Genomic DNA, 16,789 nt, shown 5'->3' on the forward strand with positions numbered 1-16,789 from the left:
CGGACCGTTCGTCGCGCCCGGCGTGCGGGCCGTCGCAATGCCCTTTCCGGCCGGGCGACGGCGGCCGCACCGTCGTAACCAGGCATTCCGCCGAGAACCGAACCGGCGGGGCCGCCACACCCAGGACGGCAAGAGGAGGACCACCGTGACGGACCGCACCCCGCGACCGCAGCTCGACCGGCTGACGACAGCCGACCCCTACCCCGCACCCCCCGCCTTCGCCCGACGGTCCGAGGTGGATCCCGAGACGCTCTATGCGCAGGCCGCCGCCGACCGGCTCGGCTTCTGGGCGGACCAGGCCCGCCATCTGTCCTGGGACAAGCCGTTCACCACCGTGCTGGACGACACCGAGGCACCGTTCCACCGCTGGTTCCCCGACGGCACGCTCAACGCCTCGGTCAACTGCCTCGACCGCCATGTGGCCGCCGGCCTCGGCCACCGCGTCGCCTACCACTGGCACGGCGAGGAGGGTGAGACCCGCACGTTGACGTACAGCGAGCTGTTCGACGAGGTGCAGAGGTTCGCGAACGCGCTCAAGAGCCTCGGTGTCACCGTGGGCGACGTGGTGGGCATCCACCTGCCGATGATCCCCGAGGCCATCGTGGCGATGCTCGCCTGCGCCCGGATCGGCGCCGTCCACAACGTCGCCTTCGGAGGCTTCGCACCGCACGCGGTGGGCGAGCGGATGGCGGCCTGCGGCGCCCGGGTGCTGGTCACCGTCGACGGCGCCCGCCGCAAGGGCCGCGTCACCGCCGTCAAGAAGGCCCTGGAAGAGACCCTGGAGACCCTGCCCGACCTGGAGCACGTCGTGGTCGTCGGCGCCGCCGAGGCGCCGTGCCCCATGCGACCCGGCCGCGACAGCTGGTACGCCGACCTGTGCGCCGCGGCCGACTCGTTCTGCCCCGCCGTACCACTGCCGGCCGAGCATCCGCTGTTCATCCTCTACTCGTCCGGGTCCACCGCCGCGCCCAAGGGCATCGTCCACACCACCGGCGGTTACCTGACCGGCGTCTCCTACACCCACCGCCTCGTCTTCGACCTGGACCCGGAGCAGGACGTCTGGTTCTGCACCGCCGACATCGGCTGGATCACGGGGCACAGCTACCTGGTGTACGGCCCGCTGCTCAACGGCGTCACCTCGGTGCTCTTCGAGGGCGCGCCGGACCATCCGCACCAGGGCATCTGGTGGGAGCTCGTGGAGCGCTACGGCGTCACCCAGCTGTACACCGCGCCCACCGCCATCCGTGCCGCCATGAGCTGGGGCGAGGAACTGCCGGGCCGCTACGACCTGTCCTCACTGCGACTGCTGGGCAGCTGCGGCGAGCCCATCAACCCCACGGCCTGGCACTGGTACCACCGGGTGATCGGCGGCGGCCGCTGTCCGATCGCGGACACCTGGTGGCAGACCGAGACCGGCAGCATCATGATCGCCCCGCTGCCCGGGACCGGCCCTGCCGAGCCGGGGTCGGCCGCCCGTCCGCTGCCGGGCGTGTCCGCCGAACTCCGCGACGCCGACGGCACACCGGTCACCACCGGGACCGGGCTGCTGGCCCTCACCGAGCCGTGGCCCAGCATGCTCCGCACCCTGTACGGGGACGACGAGCGCTATGTGAAGACCTACTTCTCCCGCTTCGGCAAGGACACCTATCTGGTGGGCGACGCCGCCCGACGGGACGAGGACGGCTGCTTCTGGATCCTGGGACGCACCGACGACGTCATCAACGTCTCCGGTCACCGTCTCTCCACCGCCGAGGTGGAGTCGGTCATCGCCGCCTACCCCGCCGTCGCCGAGGCGGCCGTGGTCGCGATCCCCGACGAGCTCACCGGCCAGGCCGTGGTGGCCTTCGTGACCCCGACCGGCGGCCGCCCGGGCGACGCGGCGCTGGAGGCCGAGCTGCGGGAGCACATCGCCGTCCGCATCGGCAAGCTGGCCCGGCCCAAGAAGGTCGTCTGGGCCGCGGACCTGCCCAAGACGCGCTCCGGGAAGATCATGCGCCGCCTGCTGCGCGATCTGCTCTCCGGCCAGGAGACCGGCGACGTCACCACGCTCGGCGAACCGGACGTGATGGCCGCCCTCACCACCGCTGTGGCCCAACCCACCCACTGACCCCACGAGACGAGAACTGGCATCCCCATGCAGCAGCACAACAACCGCGGCATCGTCGTCCTGAGCGCTGTCCGCACCCCCATCGGCAAGTTCGGCGGCGCGCTCGCCGACGTCCCCCCGGCCGACCTGGCCACCCTGGTCACCCGCGAAGCGCTGGAGCGCAGCGGACTCGCCCCCGAAGACACCGGGCAGGTGGTCTTCGGGCACGTCATCCCCACCGAGCAGCGCGACCTCTACCTGGCCCGGGTGGCCACCGTACAGGCCGGACTGCCGGTGTCCGTCCCGGCGATGAACGTCAACCGGCTGTGCGGGAGCGGCCTGCAGGCCGTCGTCTCGGCCGCCCAGAGCATCGCGCTGGGCGACTGCGAGGTGGCGGTGGGCGGCGGTGCCGAGGCGATGAGCCGCGGCCCCTACTGGCTCCCGCAGGCCCGCTGGGGCGCCCGGATGGGCGATGGCCAGATCCTCGACGCCATGGTCGCGGCGCTCACCGATCCCTTCGACGGCGTCCACATGGGCATCACCGCCGAGAACGTCGCCGAGCGCTGGGACGTCTCCCGCGAGGATCAGGACCAGCTGGCGCTGACCAGCCATCACCGGGCCGCCGCCGCGACGGCCGAAGGCCGCTTCGCGGGCCAGATCGTCCCGGTGGAGGTCCCCACCCGCAAGGGCACGGTCCGGGTCACCACCGACGAGCACACGCGACCGGGCATCACCGAGGCCGATCTTGCCAAGCTGCGCCCGGCCTTCAAGCCCGGCGGCACCGTCACCGCGGGCAACGCCTCCGGCATCAACGACGCCGCGGCGGCCCTCGTCCTGGCCGACGAGGCGGTCGCCGAGGAACGCGGCCTGGAGCCGCTGGCCCGCCTGGTGGCCTACCGCCACGTCGGAGTGGAGCCGGCCTACATGGGCATCGGACCGTCCCCGGCGATCAGCCGCCTGCTGGAGGACACCGGCCTGAAGGTGGACGACATCGACCTCTACGAGGTCAACGAGGCCTTCGCCGCCCAGGCCCTGGCCGTGATCAGGGAGCTCGGGCTGCCCCCGGAGCGCACCAACCCCAACGGAAGCGGCATCGGGCTCGGCCATCCGGTCGGCGCCACCGGCGCCCTGCTCACCGTGAAGGCCCTGCACGAACTGCGCCGCATCGACGGCCGGTACGCCGTGGTCTCGATGTGCATCGGTGGCGGCCAGGGCATCGCCGCACTGTTCGAACGTGAGGGAGGCCGGTGATGGGCACCGAGAACCGCTTCCACGACTGGGCCCAGAAGCCCTTCCGTGACTGGTACGAGGCCATGGAGCAGCAGGCTGCCGAGGCCACCGAGCACATGGTCACGGGCAGTGGCTTCGCCGAGCTGCTGGGCCTGACGGCCGGCAACTTCGCCGCCCTGACCCGTATCGGCTCAGAGACCTGCGATCTGATGCTGCGCAACATGCGGCTGGCCGGCCGAGCCGACGTGACCCGCCTGGGCCGCCAACTCGCCCGCACCGAGGACAAGTTGGAGCGTGTGCTCCAAGAGGTCGAGGACCTGCGCGACCAACTGGCCGGCCGGGCGGCAGGCGAGGAGGCCGGGCCGTGACCGTCCCTCACCCACTGCGCCCGGCCCGGGTGATGGCCGAGGCCGCCAACCTGATCCTCACCGCGGACGAGGCGAACATCGCGGCCACCCCCCGCGACACCGTCTGGACCCACCGCACGACCACGCTCTACCGCTACCGCAGCGACCGGCGCCGCCACCCCGTCCCGGTGCTGCTGGTGTTCGCGCTGATCAACCGGCCGGACGTGTTCGACCTGCGGCCCGGCAACTCGTTCGTTGAGTTCCTACTCGCCGAGGGCTTCGACGTCTACCTGCTCGACTGGGGCGTACCCGACGAGGAGGACGCCGACCGAGGCCTGGAGCACTACGTCTGCGACCAGCTGCACTGGGCCGTACGCCGGGTGCTGCGCGGCTCGGGCAGCACCCGGGTGTCCATGATCGGCTGGTGCATGGGAGCGGCGTTCACCGCCATGTACGCGGCACTGCACCCGAGAGGCCCCGTGGCCAACACGGTCCTGCTCACCATGCCCTTCGACACCGAGGGCACGGTGTACCGCCAGTGGGTCACGGCCGACACCTACGACGTGACCACCCTCGCCGACCTGCGGGTCATCCCCGGTCACGCCATCGACTGGGCGAACAAGATGCTCAAGCCGGTGGGCAACTACGTGACCACGTACCGCAGGCTGTGGGACCAGGTGGACCAGGGCACCGTCGACCGGGAGGCCTTCCAGTCGATGGCCCGCTGGGTCGCCGACAACCCGCCGTTCCCGGCACGCGCCTACGGTGAATGGATCACCTGGCTGTACCAGGACAACCGCTTCGCGGCCGGCACCCTGCGGCTGCGCGGGCAGCGCGTGGATCCCGCCAGGATCGACGCCGCCGTCCTCGTCGTGACCGCCGCGGACGACCATATCGCCCCGCGCGCGGGCACCCTGCCCTTCCTCGACCGCGTCGGCAGTACCGACGTCACTCATTTCGACCGCCCGGGCGGGCACATCGGCCTCATGGCCGGCTCCAAGGCCCGGGACCGGATCTGGCCCGACATCGCCGGCTGGCTCACCGCCCGCTCGGACCCTTCCCCCACAAGGAGTACCTCATGACGGTCACCGCCCCCTTCATCACCACCGCCGCCGACCAGAGCCTGCACGGCCGGGTCGCACTCGTCACCGGCGGCACCCGCGGCATCGGCGCCGCCATCAGCCGCAGCCTGGCCGGTGCGGGAGCCACGGTCGCCGCCGCGTACGCGGGCAATACCGGGCGTGCCCGCGAGTTCATCGACCGGTGCCGTACCGAGTTCGGACCGGACGACGAGCGGGTCAGCGCCCACCAGGGGGACGTCAGCTCCCCGGCGGACTGCCGCCGTCTGGTCGCCGACGTGGTCGAACGGCACGGCAGGATCGACGTGCTGGTCAACAACGCCGGGATCACGATCGACCGCACGGTCGCCAGGATGACCGACGAGGACTGGCAGCAGGTGCTGGACGTCAATCTCTCGGGCCCGTTCTACCTCGCGCAGGCGGCTCTCGACCGCATGGTCGAACAGGGTTCGGGCCGCATCGTCATGATCTCCTCGGTGATCGGCGAGACGGGCAACATCGGCCAGGCCAACTACGCCGCCACCAAGTCCGGCCTGTTCGGCCTGGCCAAGACCCTCGCCCGGGAAGCCGCCTTCCAACTCGCCAAGACCGGCCGCCAGGACCCCTACGGAGCCGGCATCACGGTCAACGCCATCACCCCCGGTTTCATCGCCACCGAGATGCTGGAGCACATCCCGGCCAAGGTGCTCGACCGCATCGTCGGCCAGGTCCCGCTGGGCCGGCTCGGCCGTCCCGAGGAGGTGGCCCGGCTGGTGCGCTTCCTGGCCGACGACGCCTCCGCCTACATCACCGGACAGGTGTGGGGGGTCAACGGAGGCCTCGACATGTGAACCGCCGACATGTGAACCGCCGACTCCCTTCCCCCGCGGCCCGCGAGGGAAGGGCCACCCGAAAAACCCCACCCACAGGAGGAATTCATGCAGGGCATGAGAGCAGAAGAGTACGGCGCCGCCTTCGACGCGGCGATACGCGACCTGGCGGACATCCAGGACAAGTACCGTGACGCCGTCAGGCAGAGCGGCCTCGCGGTCGTCGATGCCTGCGAGAAGTCGGTGGTCGCCGCGGTGCGCGTCCAGGAGCAGACCTCACAGGCCGGTGCCGACTGGGCCGCGGACGCCGTGCGCACGCAGGCCGGGCTGACGAACGAGCTCAACGCGATCTCCATCGGCGTGCTCCGTAAGCTGCTGGGCTGACCCGAGACGCTCCTCAGCCGGTGGCCGCCGCCGTGCCGGCCACCGGCCCTCGGAGCCGTACATGAAGTCCCTGGTCAGGCCCAGGCGAGGGATGCGGGGCCGTGCCGTGACCGGCACGGCCCCGTGCTGTGGTGGGTCAGCGGTCCTGGGAGAGGGCGTGCAGTTCGGCGAGCATGAGACGCCGGGTCGCCCAGTCCGCGAGGATCCACATGGTCGCCCCCGCGGCCATCGCCAGGACCGCGACGGTCAGCGCCGGCCATGCCTGTTCCAGTCCCTGGCGCGGCTCGGAGGCGGTCAGCTTCGGCAGGGCTTCGGCGACGGCGCTGAGCATCACGGCCGTCCCCAGGCCGGACAGCAACTGGCAGACGACGATCGTGACGGTCATGCGCCGGTCGACGGACCAGGCGAGCCGGGCCGTTTGTGCCAGTGCCCTGGGGATCCGGCGGGCCATGTCCCACAGCGTCGCGTCATCCAGGGCACGCCGGTGCTTGCGGCCGTTGTAGTCGAGTTCGGGCGGCGCGGCCGGTTGCGAGGTCCCGGCCCGTGCCGCCGGGACGGCCGGCGGCGCGCCGTTGCCGGACGTCGACTCCACCGAAGGGTCCATCTGTTTGTCGTGGGACGACCTCATGCGAACACCCCCGCCATGAGCCGGTCCAGGGTGCGCCGTCCTCGCACGGTGAGCGCGGGATCGTCGTGCGCGGGGCCCCGTACGAGACAGCTCACCGCGTCAAGGGCCGCCAGCCCTTTCAGCGCCTGCTGTTCCTCGGGCAGCAGATCGCGGCCGTAGCCCCGGAACCACGCAGCTCGCAGGTCGGGCCGCTCCGCCCAGATCCCGCAGCTCATCGGTACGAAGTCCTGTACTGCCGTGGCGAACCGTGACCGCTCGAAGTCGACCCACGCGGCGCGACCCGGACGCCGGGACCACAGCAGGTTGCGGGACCGGGCGTCACCGTGGATGAACGCCAGTGGGAGGGCCGGCAGATCGCGCAGCCGCTCGGCGAGGTCGCGCACCAGCCGGTGCTCGGCCGGCGTCAGCCTGTCCCCGGCCTGTCGCAGGTGTCGGTCGGCGCTGTCGGCCGCGGCCTGCAACGCCCGCTCGGCCCGCGCACGATGAGGGCCTGACAGGTCACCGGCCGCGTGCAGCAGAGCCAGTAGAGCTCCGCCGCGACGGTGCGCGCGGAGTTCCTCGGCGGGAGCCAGGGTCAGACTGTCGAGCGGGGTGCCGGGGACAGCGGTCAACAGGAGGGCCAGGTGCTCGGCGCTCGAGGCGCGCAGTTGCGGGGCGTGGTCGGCGCCGAGTGCTGGAACCGCGTGCCGGAGGGCGAAGGTCTCCCGCTCGTACATCACAGGCTCGGGCTCGACCTTGACGTAGAACCGGATGCCGTCAGGCCGGCGAAGGGCCCAGACGCGGGAATTCTCGCGGAGGTGGGACGCGACGCCGTGGCGGGCCTGTGCGACGCAGACCTCTGTGCCGAGTTCCTTGGCGGCCCAGGCGAGCAGGGCCGGCGAGGGCATGGTCGAGTGGGTCATGCGCCCCACCTCGTAGACGGGCGTGATGCGGATGCGAACAGAACGCGGCGGGCGTCAACCGGGCGCCGGAGACCGGTCGGGGAGGTGGCCTGAGCCCCAGGGTTTTCGAACGCAGGCTGATGGGCGGTGAGTACGAGCACGGGATTCACGGGTTCTCCTCGGTTGGTGGAACGGGCAGAGCACTCCGGACAACGGCCCTGATCACAGGACCGATACGGGTTGCATCGGGCGAATGGTCGAGTGAAAGTTCGATGCGTCAGGTCGCGGCCAAGTCCTGTCGGCTCGAGTGCCGGGCACCTGTCCGTTCGATTCACTCGTCAAGGGGACGGCGGGGAGGCCGTAGCCCGAGCGGGGGATTGTGTGAAGGCGTCGCCTGCACCGGTCTCCTTCAGGATGGGGTGGACGTGGACTGCGGACGGCACCCTCGTGCACGCCACTGACAGTCAGCGGGGTAGGGGACCGTGATCCGGACAATCCGAGGGGGCGCCACACCGCCGACCCGATGAAGGCCGTCCGGCCGCCGGCCTGGGCCGGAGGCGGAAGAAAGGATTCGCGAACCCTCGGGTGGTGCCCCGTAGTTGAGCGCCGGCCGAGATGGCTTGAATCGGTGCCCAGGTAGTGACTCCTCGCTGAAGGCCCGGCGCGGGCCTCGGCCGGGGGCGGGCGCGTATGCGTGAAGGCGAGCGTCGCCAGTGAGCGACACGGCACGCAGCCGCCCGGAGCTGCGAGTCAGGGTCGTGCCGATTTGCGTTCGAGTGCACTCCAGCAGCCACACTTGGCGCGACGAGATCCGGACCCACAACAGGACGGCGAAAGCACATGGCGACGACCAGCCGGGCGGGACACCCGCTCCCGTACGACGTCTACCGGCAGGCGATCGAGCGCGAGACGCTGCGGTTCGCCGAGGCGGCCGGAAGCGCGGACCCCGGGACGGCGGTGCCCTCCTGCCCCGACTGGTCGCTGGCCGACCTCACCCGGCATGTGGGGATGCTCCAGCGCTGGTTCGGCGGGCTGCTGACCGCGCTGGTGCAGGAGCGTCCGACCAGCCGGGACGTGGAACCCGGGCCCGACGACGCGCGGGAGCGTGCCGCCTGGGTGGCCGCGGGCGTGCCCGCGGTAGCGGCGGTACTGCGGGACACGGACCCCGGGGCGCCCATGTGGGCCTGGGGCGAGGACCAGCACGCGCGGTTCTGGGCCCGGCGCATGCTGTTCGAGACATTGGTGCACCGGGTGGACGCGGAACGCGCCGTCGGACAGGAGACGGGGATCGATCCCGTGCTGGCCGCGGACGGGGTGGACGAGTTCCTCGTCAACCTGCCCTACGCGGGCGGCTTCGCCCCGGCCGTGACCCAACTTCGCGGCACCGGTGAGATTGTCGCCTTCCGCTGCGCCGACCTCGGCGACGCCGGCGATGCCGAGTGGCGGGTGCGACTGGACGCCGACGGCCTGCACCCGTTGCCGCCGACGGCCGCGGACGACGCCGGGACGTCCGAGCCGCACGCGGCGGTACGCGGGTCCGCAGCCGACCTTCTGCTCCTCCTCTACGGGCGACGGTCGTACGAGGAGCCCGGCTACGAGGTGACGGGAGACGCCGCGCTGCTGGACCGCTGGTTCGCTCACACGGCGTTCTGAACATCAGCTGCCGCGACCGCGCTTCTTTCTCAAAGATCTCAAGGACAAGGGCAGTCCGGTGAATCGTGCCGATATGTGCAGACTGAGACCGTGCTGCCGGTGAAACGCCGTCGCGTTCGCGCACAGGTTTTACCGTCCCGTGCTTGTCGCCCTCACAGGTCCGTCGGATTCTTGGTCACCATGCCGTCGGGCAGCTGGTTCTGCTGGTCACGGGGGGTGCATGGGCCCCTCCGCGCTGAGCGGGGGGATGCTTCATGCACCTTGAGTTCCGTCACCTCCGCATCCTGCTGACCGTCGCCGAGGCCGGCAGCATCCGCAGGGCTGCCGCACGGCTGCAGCTCTCGCAACCGGCCATGAGTGCTCAGCTGAAGCGGATCGAACATGAGCTGGGCGGCCCGCTGTTCATCCGTGGCGCCGACGGGGTGAAGCCGAACGAGAACGGGCAGTACGTCCTGCGCTGTGCCCGTGACCTCGTCGTCGGTTTCGACCGGCTGCGCGAGCACGCGCGCTCGGCGGCCGAGGCGGACCGGCAGGCCACCGCCCCGCTGAAGGCGGGCGGAACCGCCGGCCCTTTGGTGTCCCTTCTGGTCTCCACCCTCTTCGAACTCGCCCCGGAGCGGCGGCTCACCATAGATGCCCGCCGCTCCGTGCACACCCTGGTGAAGTCGCTGAGCCTGTCGAAATGCGACATCGCCGTGTTCGGCGAGTTCCCGGGCTTCCCCCTTTCGGTCGGCGAGTCGGTGGCGACGCGCACACTGCTCCGTGAGCCGGTCTTCGTCCTGCTCGCCGAGGACCACCCGCTGGCGTGCCGGGAGTCGGTCGCTCTCCATGAGCTGGCGGGGGAGGACTGGGTGATGCCGGAGGCCGACGAGAGCGGTGTGCACGCGTACCTCCATCTCACCTGTCAGTCCGCGGGTTTCACTCCGCGCATCGCCCATGTGACGTCGGACCTGTCCGTGGCGCAGATCCTGGTCGCCGGTCGGCGTGCCGTCTGCGGGGTGTGGCCGACCGCCGATGTCTCCGCCCGGGGTACTGTGCAGCGGCCGCTCGTGGACGTCCCGTTCCACCGGCGGCTGGTAGTGGCCTGGAATACGGATTCGGTTCCGCCCGAGCTCGCCGACGCGGCGTGCGAGCGTCTGCTGGCCGCCTATCTTTCCATGGTGGGGGAGCGGCCGCAGTATCTGGCCTGGTGGGAGGACGGGGGCCGGAACTTCGCCCTGGGCGAGGGCAGTTGACCGGCCGCGCCACGGGTCCCCGTGCCCTATAGCTCCGCGGTTATATCCCAGATGAAGTCACGTCAGGGACATGCCACCTACTGAACACTTCGCGTCAACGTCCCAGGACGTCGTCACCCCACGACGAGCGAAGGAATCCCCACGTCATGTCCCGTCCTCTTCTTGCCCTTTCCGCGATGGTAGCCGCCGGCGTCATCACCACGGCGATGGCCGTACCCGCGCACTCGCAGACCGACGCGGTGCCGCGCGGATCCTCGGTCCGCGACACGGCGATATCCCAGGCCAAGGCGAACGTGACCCGGCACGCCGACGCCTTCGGGTTCGGTGCCGGCCAGGCCCTCCGGGTGAAGGACGTCGTGATCGACGCCGACGGCACCCAGCACGTCCGCTTCGAGCGGACCTACCACGGCCTCCCCGTGGTCGGCGGCGACTTCGTCGTCCACCAGAAGCGAGACGGCTCGCTCAAGGGGTCCACCCGTGCCAAGGCCCACAAGGTGTCGCTCAAGTCCGTCAAGCCGAGAGTCGATGCCAGGGGAACCGCGGCCGGCGCCCTGAAGCGCTCGCACGGGTTGGTGCGCAACGCCAAGTCCAGCCCCGAACTGATCGTGTGGGCCGCCGACGGCACCCCGCGCCTGGCCTGGCGCACCACCGTGCAGGGCCTGGGCGACAAGGGCCAACCGCACGGCGAGGTCTTCGTCACCGACGCCACCACCGGCGCGGCGATCGAGAACTACGACGCCGAGCGCGAGGCGACCGGCACCGGCCACTCCGAGTACACCGGTGACATCGGCATCGACACCACCCAGCAGGCCGACGGCAGCTTCGCCCTGATCGACCCGGTGCGCGGCCACATCACCAAGGACGCGCACAACCTCTCGTCCTCGTCCGTGAAGAGCTCCTCCGGCACCCTGTTCACCGACGCCGACAACGTCTGGGGCGACGGCAGGAAGTTCTCCTCCGATCGCGCCACCGCCGCCGTCGACGCGCACGCCAACACCGCGAAGACGTTCGACTACTACAAGACGACCTTCGGCCGCAACGGCATCAAGAACGACGGCCGCGGCGCCACCGTCTTCGTCCACGTCGGCACCAACTGGGACAACGCCCAGTGGTCGGACTCCTGCTTCTGCATGCTGACCGGCGACGGCGACGGCACCACCGACCCCGAGCAGGTCGACCTCGACACCATGGGCCACGAGATGACCCACGGCGTCACCTCGGCCACCGCCAACCTGCGCTACAGCGGCGAGTCCGGCGGCCTGAACGAGGCCACCAGCGACATCCTCGGCACCATGGTCGAGTGGTACGCCAACAACCCGGTCGACACCCCCGACTACCTCTTCAGCGACCAGTCCACCCCGCCGTGGCTGCGCCGCTTCGACAAGCCGTCCCTGGACGGCCGCTCCGCCGACTGTTGGTCGAAGTCGGTCGGCCGGCTCGACGTCCACTATTCCTCGGGCGTCGGCAACCACTGGTTCTACCTCGCGAGCGAGGGCAGCGGCGCCAAGACCATCAACGGCGTCTCCTACAACAGCCCCACCTGCAACGGCTCCACCGTCACCGGCATCGGCAACCAGAAGGCCTCCGCCATCTGGTACCGGGCGCTGACCGTCTACATGACCTCCACCACGGACTACAAGGGTGCCCGCACCGCGACTCTGAACGCGGCGAAGGACCTCTACGGCGCCACCAGTCCCGAGTACGCCACCGTGGCCGCGGCCTGGAGTGCGCTCAAGGTCGTCTGACGCACCACCTGATCCGTACGCCCGAAGTGGGGGTCGGTCCGTGCGGGACCGACCCCCGCTGTTCATGAAGGGCTGCCGGTCTCCGGGGTGTCGCCAGTCAGGGCAGCGTCCAGAAGTGCACCGTGACGAGGTAGAAGACGACAGCCCAGAAGGCCATCGCCACCGCGACGATGCCGAGGCCGCGGAGGTTGCTCCTCGCCGCCGGTTCGTCTGGCGGTGGTCGCAGCCATCGCCCGAGGAGTGGGTTCACGTAGTACGGCATGGTCAGGAAGCTCATGATGAAGCTCGACAGCAGGTTGCCCACGAGCAGGCCGATCCAGAGCCGCAGGTGCAGCGGGGACAGAGCGAGCGTCAGCAGTACGACGGTCGGGTACAGGCCGACCCAGATGGCGAGGGAGGTCCTGGTCTCGGAGGGCGGTGGCGGTGCCTCCTTGCCGTTGCCCTCGAAGGCGAACCAACTGCCGAACGAGTTGTCGATCGTACGCAGGTTGAAGTCGCTGAACCGCTCGCCCTCGGCGAGGATCTGCTGTCGTTGGGGCGACGTGAGCCAGGCGTCGAGGTGCTCGGCACTGTCGTAGCGGTACAGCGTGGTCCATTCTTCCTGGAGCCCCTCGATGGGGCGGAAGAGCTCGGTCCCGCGATACCCCTCGAACTTGCTCTCCTCCTGGACCAAGTGGTGCTGCCAGTCGAGGAAGTCGTCGACCTGGTTCGGATGGACTCGGTGGGTGACCACGACGGTGACCAGCGGATCCAGTGACTGGGTGCCGCTGCTGACCACCTGCTGGGTCGCCGGACCGTCGAAGTACTTGGCACCGACGTCGAGATACGTCTGCCGGGTCCCGCTGTTGATCCACGCCTGCAGATGCGCCACCGAGTCGAACCGGTACACGACCACCCAGTCGGGTTGCAGCGGTGTCGGCGGGGAGACCTCGGCGCCGAGGAACCCCGGGTAGTAGGCGGCCGCGGCGTTGAGGCCCTCCTGCCACGACTCGAACTCCCGGTCCATCCCGGGCAGGACCTTCTGGCCGATGATCGCCGTCGCCGCGGCGGCTACGTTCTTTCCGGCGTCCATGGTGCCTCAACCCGCCGACACCGACTGCTCCGAGGGGAGTCGGCCGTAAATGCGTTCCGGAGTCAGCGGCAGCGCACGGTAACGGACGCCCGTGGCGTCATGCACCGCGTTCGCGAGCGCGGGGGCGACCGGGTTGACGCAGCACTCCGCCATCCCCTTCGCCCGCATGGGCCCCACCGAATCCGCCGAGCCCACCAGGAGGACCTCGGTGCGGGGGATGTCGGCGTAGGTGGGGATGCGGTAGTTCCGGAGGTTCGGGTTGACCATGACGCCGTTGTCGTCGACGTGATGGTTCTCGGTCAGCGCGAAGCCGATTCCCTGGGCGACACCGCCCTCCACCTGCCCGCGGACCTGCACCGGATTGATGATCACCCCGGCGTCCGCCGCCTGCACGCTGTACAGGATCCGTATCTCACCCGTCACACGGTGCACGGCGACCCGGAACCCCTGCGTGTTGGAGGTGACGCTGCGGGGCGAGCCGTACGCCTTGCGCGCGGCGGTGAAACGGATTCCACGCCTCCGGGCCAGCGCGACAAGTTCGGCCAGCGACACCCGCCGGTCCCCGCAGACGACACCGTCGTCGTCCATCGTGCACATCACGACATGGACGCCTGTGTGCGCCGCGGCGAACTCCAGGATACGGTCGCGTACGGCATTGGCCGCCCGCAGGACCGCGTTGCCCGCCACGAAGAGGCCCGCGCTCGCGAAGGCGCCGGTGTCGAATCCCGTGCGGTCGGTGTCGGACTGCACCAGGCGGATCCGCGACGGCGTCGTACCCAGCTGGTTGGCCGCGATCTGGACATGCGCCGTGGAGGTTCCCTCCCCGAACTCGACCGTCCCGACGGCCAGTTCGTAGATGAGATCGTCGCCCAGCGTGACCCAGGCCTCGGAGAGGTGCTCCGTCGGCGGCGCGGTCTCGTGCAGGGAACTCGCCACGCCGGCGCCGACGAGCCACTCGGGCCCGGGAGGCGGCCGGTCGGCCGTACGGGCCAGGGCCTCGCCCACCAGATCGATGCACTTGGCGAGTCCGTCCTCGGTGAAGATCACGTCGTCGGGGCCGTCGTGGAGCGCGACCAAGGGCTCACCCGGCCGCACGATGTTGCGCCGACGCAGTTCCAGCGGGTCCAGGTGAAGAGCGCGGGCCAGCTCGTCCATCGCCGACTCCACGGCGAACGCCGGCTGCGTCATTCCGTAACCTCGCAACGCCCCGCTCGGCACGGTGTTCGTGTAGACGGCGTACGCGTCGTACTTCTTGTTGGGGCAGCGGTAGATCATGACGGCGGCCCCGCCCGCGTACAGCGTCTCGCCGCCGTGGTTGCCGTAGGCGCCGGTGTTCGACACGTTGCGTACCTGGAAGGCGGTCAGCGTTCCGTCCGCCTTGGCGCCGAGCTTGACCGTCAGGCTCATCGGATGCCGCGGCGAGGCCGTGGTGAACGCCTCCTCACGGGTGAACTCAAGACAGGTGGGCCGCCCGGTGTCCAGGGTGGCGAGCGCGACCAGGTCCTCCGTGATCACTTCCTGCTTGCCCCCGAAGCCGCCGCCGACGCGCTTGCAGAACACCCTCAACTGGTCCGGGCGCAGCGCGAACAGGTACTCCAGTTTGACCTTCGCGATCGACGGTGACTGCGAACTGGTGCGGACGTTCAGCCGGCCGTCCTCCAGCCAGGCGATCGAACCGTGCGTCTCCAGGTGCGCGTGCTGCACCCGCGGTGAGAAGTACGTGCCTTCGTGGATCACGTCGGCCGCGGCGAATCCCGCGTCGACGTTGCCGATGTGCGAGTGGAGTTCGATGAGGATGTTGTGCACGGGATCGCGGACGAACGGATCGTCGGAACCGTGCAGTTGGGGTGCGCCGTCGGCCATCGCCGCCTCGGGCTCGAACACCGCCGGCAGCACCTCGTACTCGACCGCGAGGCGCCGACAGCCCTCCTCGGCCGCGCCGACCGTGTCGGCCAGGACGGCGGCGACGCGCTGACCGACGAAGCGGACCTTGTCGTCGAGGATGTAGGTGTCGTCAGGGTCGACCAGGTGGTCGGTGTGGATCGCCGTGGTGAAGCGTTTGCGGGGTACGTCTTCCCAGGTGTAGACCCGGTGCACCCCGGGCACCGCGAGGGCGGCGCGCTTGTCGATCGAGAGGATCCGGGCGTGCGCGTGGGGCGAGTGCAGCACCTTGAGGTGCAGCATGCCGTCGATGTGCGTGTCCATGGTGAACTCGGCGTGACCCGTCACCACGTCGTGGCCCGCGGGCGCGCCGACACTCGTCCCGACGGCCTTGCCCGGTGCCGCAGTCTCCACCGCGCCCACGCCCTTCACGGCGTCCTCGATCGCCCGGTATCCGGTGCAGCGGCAGAGGTTGCCCTTCAACGCCCTTGGCAGGTCCGCCTTCTGGTCCTCGGTGAAGGTCGCCGACGTCATGATCATCCCTGCGGTGCAGAAGCCGCACTGGAACCCCGGGGCATCCTCGAACTGCCGCTGCATGGGATGCGGGGCGCCGGGGCGCCCGAGGCCCTCGATCGTGGTCACCTCATGGCCGTCCGCGCGGAACGCGGGGGTGATGCAGCTGTGCACCGGTGTGCCGTCCAGCCACACCGTGCAGGCGCCGCAGTCGCCCGCGTCGCACCCCTTCTTGACGCCGAAGTGGCCGAGTTCGCGCAGGAAGGTGCGCAGGCATTGACCGGGTGCTGGTTCCCGGTCGAACTCCTTGCCGTTCACGAGGTAGCTCATGCCAGGTCCCCAGCCGTGAGTTCGCGGCGGATCTCCTCGGCGAAGTGCCGTGTCAGATGCCGACGGTGATCGGGGGTCCCGTTGGGATCGGCGAACCAGACGTCGGCCGGCACGGCGTCGATGCTCTGCCGCAGGGTTCGCACATCGGGCAGGGAGTCGAAGGCGATTCGGACCGGCCGCGTGGTGCCGGCGGTGATGGTGAGCAACAGGTCACTCCCTCCCAGCCGTTGGGTGCCGACGAGGAACACCGTCGAACGGCCGAGCCGGGTCAGCGTGAAGCGACGGTGCGCCGTGCACTTACGCAGGGCGTGCTGAGGAATGGTGATGCGCCGAAGGATCTCCCCGGGGGAGAGAATGTTGCGGTGGTCGCCAGTGACGAAATCCAGGGCGTCGACAAAGCGCACGGAGCCATCGGGCGCCCATAGTTCGTACTGCGCCTCCAACGCGACCGTCAACGTGATCATCGGGCCTGCCGGCAAGGACATACAGATGTTTCCGCCGACGGTCGCCGCGTTCCAGACCTTGAACGAGGACAGGAATGCCTCACAGCTCTTCCGGAAGAGAATTCCGGCGGTCCAGTCCTTGGGCCATGGGAAGGCGTACAGGTCGTGAATGGTGCACGTGGCGCCGATCTCCAGCCCCTCGTCCGTCGCAACGAGGGGATCCCAAGGCAACGCCGTCAGGTCGATCAGCCGTCGCAGGTCCGGCTGCTCCGCGGAATAGAGCCACGTCCCACCTGCGAGCCAGGCATCGCCCTCGTGCCACTCCGTACCTGGCCGCTCGGAGGGTCGCCGGATTACTTCGGTGATGGTGTTGAGGTCCATGAACACCGACCTACGGGAGAACGGACCCACGGAAGACAACTGGCCCGGATGCTTTTGTCGCAGTTTATCGCAGCATGCGGATGGCGGCCCGG

General features: G+C 70.0%; 14 protein-coding genes. 9 read left to right on the plus strand and 5 right to left on the minus strand.

Translation table 11 applies throughout. The annotated features are described in order from the left end of the window. Positions 1-145 precede the first annotated feature (145 nt). The 6 genes from acs to ACWGKT_RS18335 all read left to right on the plus strand — a co-directional run bounded on the left by acs (position 146) and on the right by ACWGKT_RS18335 (position 5,935). Positions 146-2,107 carry an acetate--CoA ligase gene (gene acs / locus ACWGKT_RS18310; RefSeq protein WP_453274461.1) on the plus strand — a complete coding sequence of 654 codons (1,962 nt, stop codon included), beginning with the start codon at positions 146-148 and terminating at the stop codon, positions 2,105-2,107. A gap of 27 nt (positions 2,108-2,134) precedes the next feature. Then, positions 2,135-3,337 carry a beta-ketothiolase BktB gene (bktB, locus tag ACWGKT_RS18315; RefSeq protein ID WP_453274462.1) on the plus strand — a complete coding sequence of 401 codons (1,203 nt, stop codon included), beginning with the start codon at positions 2,135-2,137 and terminating at the stop codon, positions 3,335-3,337. Further along, positions 3,337-3,684 (plus strand): hypothetical protein, encoded by a 348-nt coding sequence (locus ACWGKT_RS18320; protein ID WP_453274463.1) that lies wholly within the window; start codon positions 3,337-3,339, stop codon positions 3,682-3,684. Before bktB ends, ACWGKT_RS18320 begins: the two co-directional genes overlap by 1 nt. Beyond that, positions 3,681-4,745: an alpha/beta fold hydrolase gene (locus tag ACWGKT_RS18325; protein ID WP_453274464.1), complete on the plus strand. Its 1,065-nt coding sequence runs from the start codon at positions 3,681-3,683 to the stop codon at positions 4,743-4,745. Before ACWGKT_RS18320 ends, ACWGKT_RS18325 begins: the two co-directional genes overlap by 4 nt. Then, positions 4,742-5,572 (plus strand): 3-oxoacyl-ACP reductase FabG, encoded by an 831-nt coding sequence (gene fabG, locus ACWGKT_RS18330; RefSeq protein ID WP_356152376.1) that lies wholly within the window; start codon positions 4,742-4,744, stop codon positions 5,570-5,572. The genes ACWGKT_RS18325 and fabG overlap by 4 nt, the downstream gene beginning before the upstream one ends. 96 nt (positions 5,573-5,668) lie before the next feature. After that, positions 5,669-5,935 carry a hypothetical protein gene (locus ACWGKT_RS18335; protein ID WP_453274465.1) on the plus strand — a complete coding sequence of 89 codons (267 nt, stop codon included), beginning with the start codon at positions 5,669-5,671 and terminating at the stop codon, positions 5,933-5,935. A gap of 136 nt (positions 5,936-6,071) precedes the next feature. On the opposite strand, the gene ACWGKT_RS18340 is transcribed toward ACWGKT_RS18335, so the two are convergent. Together ACWGKT_RS18340 and ACWGKT_RS18345 are read right to left on the minus strand one after the other, a co-directional pair. Further along, the gene (locus tag ACWGKT_RS18340; protein ID WP_453274466.1) at positions 6,072-6,563 is read right to left on the minus strand and encodes a hypothetical protein; all 492 of its coding nucleotides are present in this window, start codon (positions 6,561-6,563) and stop codon (positions 6,072-6,074) included. After that, complete coding sequence (locus tag ACWGKT_RS18345) at positions 6,560-7,465, minus strand: aminoglycoside phosphotransferase family protein (protein WP_453274467.1); 906 nt, start codon at positions 7,463-7,465, stop codon at positions 6,560-6,562. The genes ACWGKT_RS18340 and ACWGKT_RS18345 overlap by 4 nt, the downstream gene beginning before the upstream one ends. 819 nt (positions 7,466-8,284) lie before the next feature. Between ACWGKT_RS18345 and ACWGKT_RS18350 the strand changes: the two genes are divergently transcribed. From ACWGKT_RS18350 to ACWGKT_RS18360, 3 genes are all read left to right on the plus strand, one after another. Continuing rightward, positions 8,285-9,097, plus strand: a complete 813-nt coding sequence (locus ACWGKT_RS18350) for a maleylpyruvate isomerase family mycothiol-dependent enzyme (RefSeq protein ID WP_453274468.1) — start codon at positions 8,285-8,287, stop codon at positions 9,095-9,097. 254 nt (positions 9,098-9,351) lie between these two features. Beyond that, on the plus strand, positions 9,352-10,332 hold the full coding sequence (locus ACWGKT_RS18355; protein WP_356152386.1) for a LysR family transcriptional regulator: 981 nt from the start codon (positions 9,352-9,354) through the stop codon (positions 10,330-10,332). A gap of 176 nt (positions 10,333-10,508) precedes the next feature. Then, positions 10,509-12,077 (plus strand): M4 family metallopeptidase, encoded by a 1,569-nt coding sequence (locus tag ACWGKT_RS18360; protein ID WP_453274469.1) that lies wholly within the window; start codon positions 10,509-10,511, stop codon positions 12,075-12,077. Positions 12,078-12,174: 97 nt separating this feature from the next. Here ACWGKT_RS18360 and ACWGKT_RS18365 read toward each other — a convergent pair whose 3' ends face one another. The 3 genes from ACWGKT_RS18365 to ACWGKT_RS18375 are packed head-to-tail and all read right to left on the minus strand — an operon-like array spanning position 12,175 to position 16,697. Further along, the gene (locus tag ACWGKT_RS18365) at positions 12,175-13,149 is read right to left on the minus strand and encodes an antibiotic biosynthesis monooxygenase (RefSeq protein ID WP_453274470.1); all 975 of its coding nucleotides are present in this window, start codon (positions 13,147-13,149) and stop codon (positions 12,175-12,177) included. A 6-nt stretch (positions 13,150-13,155) separates the two neighbouring features. Further along, a complete protein-coding gene (locus tag ACWGKT_RS18370) occupies positions 13,156-15,873 on the minus strand; it encodes a molybdopterin-dependent oxidoreductase (protein ID WP_453274471.1) in 2,718 nt (905 codons plus the stop codon). Next, a complete protein-coding gene (locus ACWGKT_RS18375) occupies positions 15,870-16,697 on the minus strand; it encodes an FAD binding domain-containing protein (protein WP_453274472.1) in 828 nt (275 codons plus the stop codon). Before ACWGKT_RS18375 ends, ACWGKT_RS18370 begins: the two co-directional genes overlap by 4 nt. Between the last annotated feature and the right edge of the window lie 92 nt (positions 16,698-16,789).

This window comes from Streptomyces sp. NPDC054794 (assembly GCF_053611585.1).

Coding starts and splice junctions, on each gene's coding strand:
- bktB (WP_453274462.1), top strand. CDS start 2,135: ATGCAGCAGCACAACAACCGCGGCATCGTCGTCCTGAGCGCTGTCCGC.
- ACWGKT_RS18320 (WP_453274463.1), top strand. CDS start 3,337: ATGGGCACCGAGAACCGCTTCCACGACTGGGCCCAGAAGCCCTTCCGT.
- fabG (WP_356152376.1), top strand. CDS start 4,742: ATGACGGTCACCGCCCCCTTCATCACCACCGCCGCCGACCAGAGCCTG.
- ACWGKT_RS18335 (WP_453274465.1), top strand. CDS start 5,669: ATGAGAGCAGAAGAGTACGGCGCCGCCTTCGACGCGGCGATACGCGAC.
- ACWGKT_RS18340 (WP_453274466.1), bottom strand. CDS start 6,563: ATGAGGTCGTCCCACGACAAACAGATGGACCCTTCGGTGGAGTCGACG.
- ACWGKT_RS18345 (WP_453274467.1), bottom strand. CDS start 7,465: ATGACCCACTCGACCATGCCCTCGCCGGCCCTGCTCGCCTGGGCCGCC.
- ACWGKT_RS18350 (WP_453274468.1), top strand. CDS start 8,285: ATGGCGACGACCAGCCGGGCGGGACACCCGCTCCCGTACGACGTCTAC.
- ACWGKT_RS18355 (WP_356152386.1), top strand. CDS start 9,352: ATGCACCTTGAGTTCCGTCACCTCCGCATCCTGCTGACCGTCGCCGAG.
- ACWGKT_RS18360 (WP_453274469.1), top strand. CDS start 10,509: ATGGTAGCCGCCGGCGTCATCACCACGGCGATGGCCGTACCCGCGCAC.
- ACWGKT_RS18365 (WP_453274470.1), bottom strand. CDS start 13,149: ATGGACGCCGGAAAGAACGTAGCCGCCGCGGCGACGGCGATCATCGGC.
- ACWGKT_RS18370 (WP_453274471.1), bottom strand. CDS start 15,873: ATGAGCTACCTCGTGAACGGCAAGGAGTTCGACCGGGAACCAGCACCC.
- ACWGKT_RS18375 (WP_453274472.1), bottom strand. CDS start 16,697: ATGGACCTCAACACCATCACCGAAGTAATCCGGCGACCCTCCGAGCGG.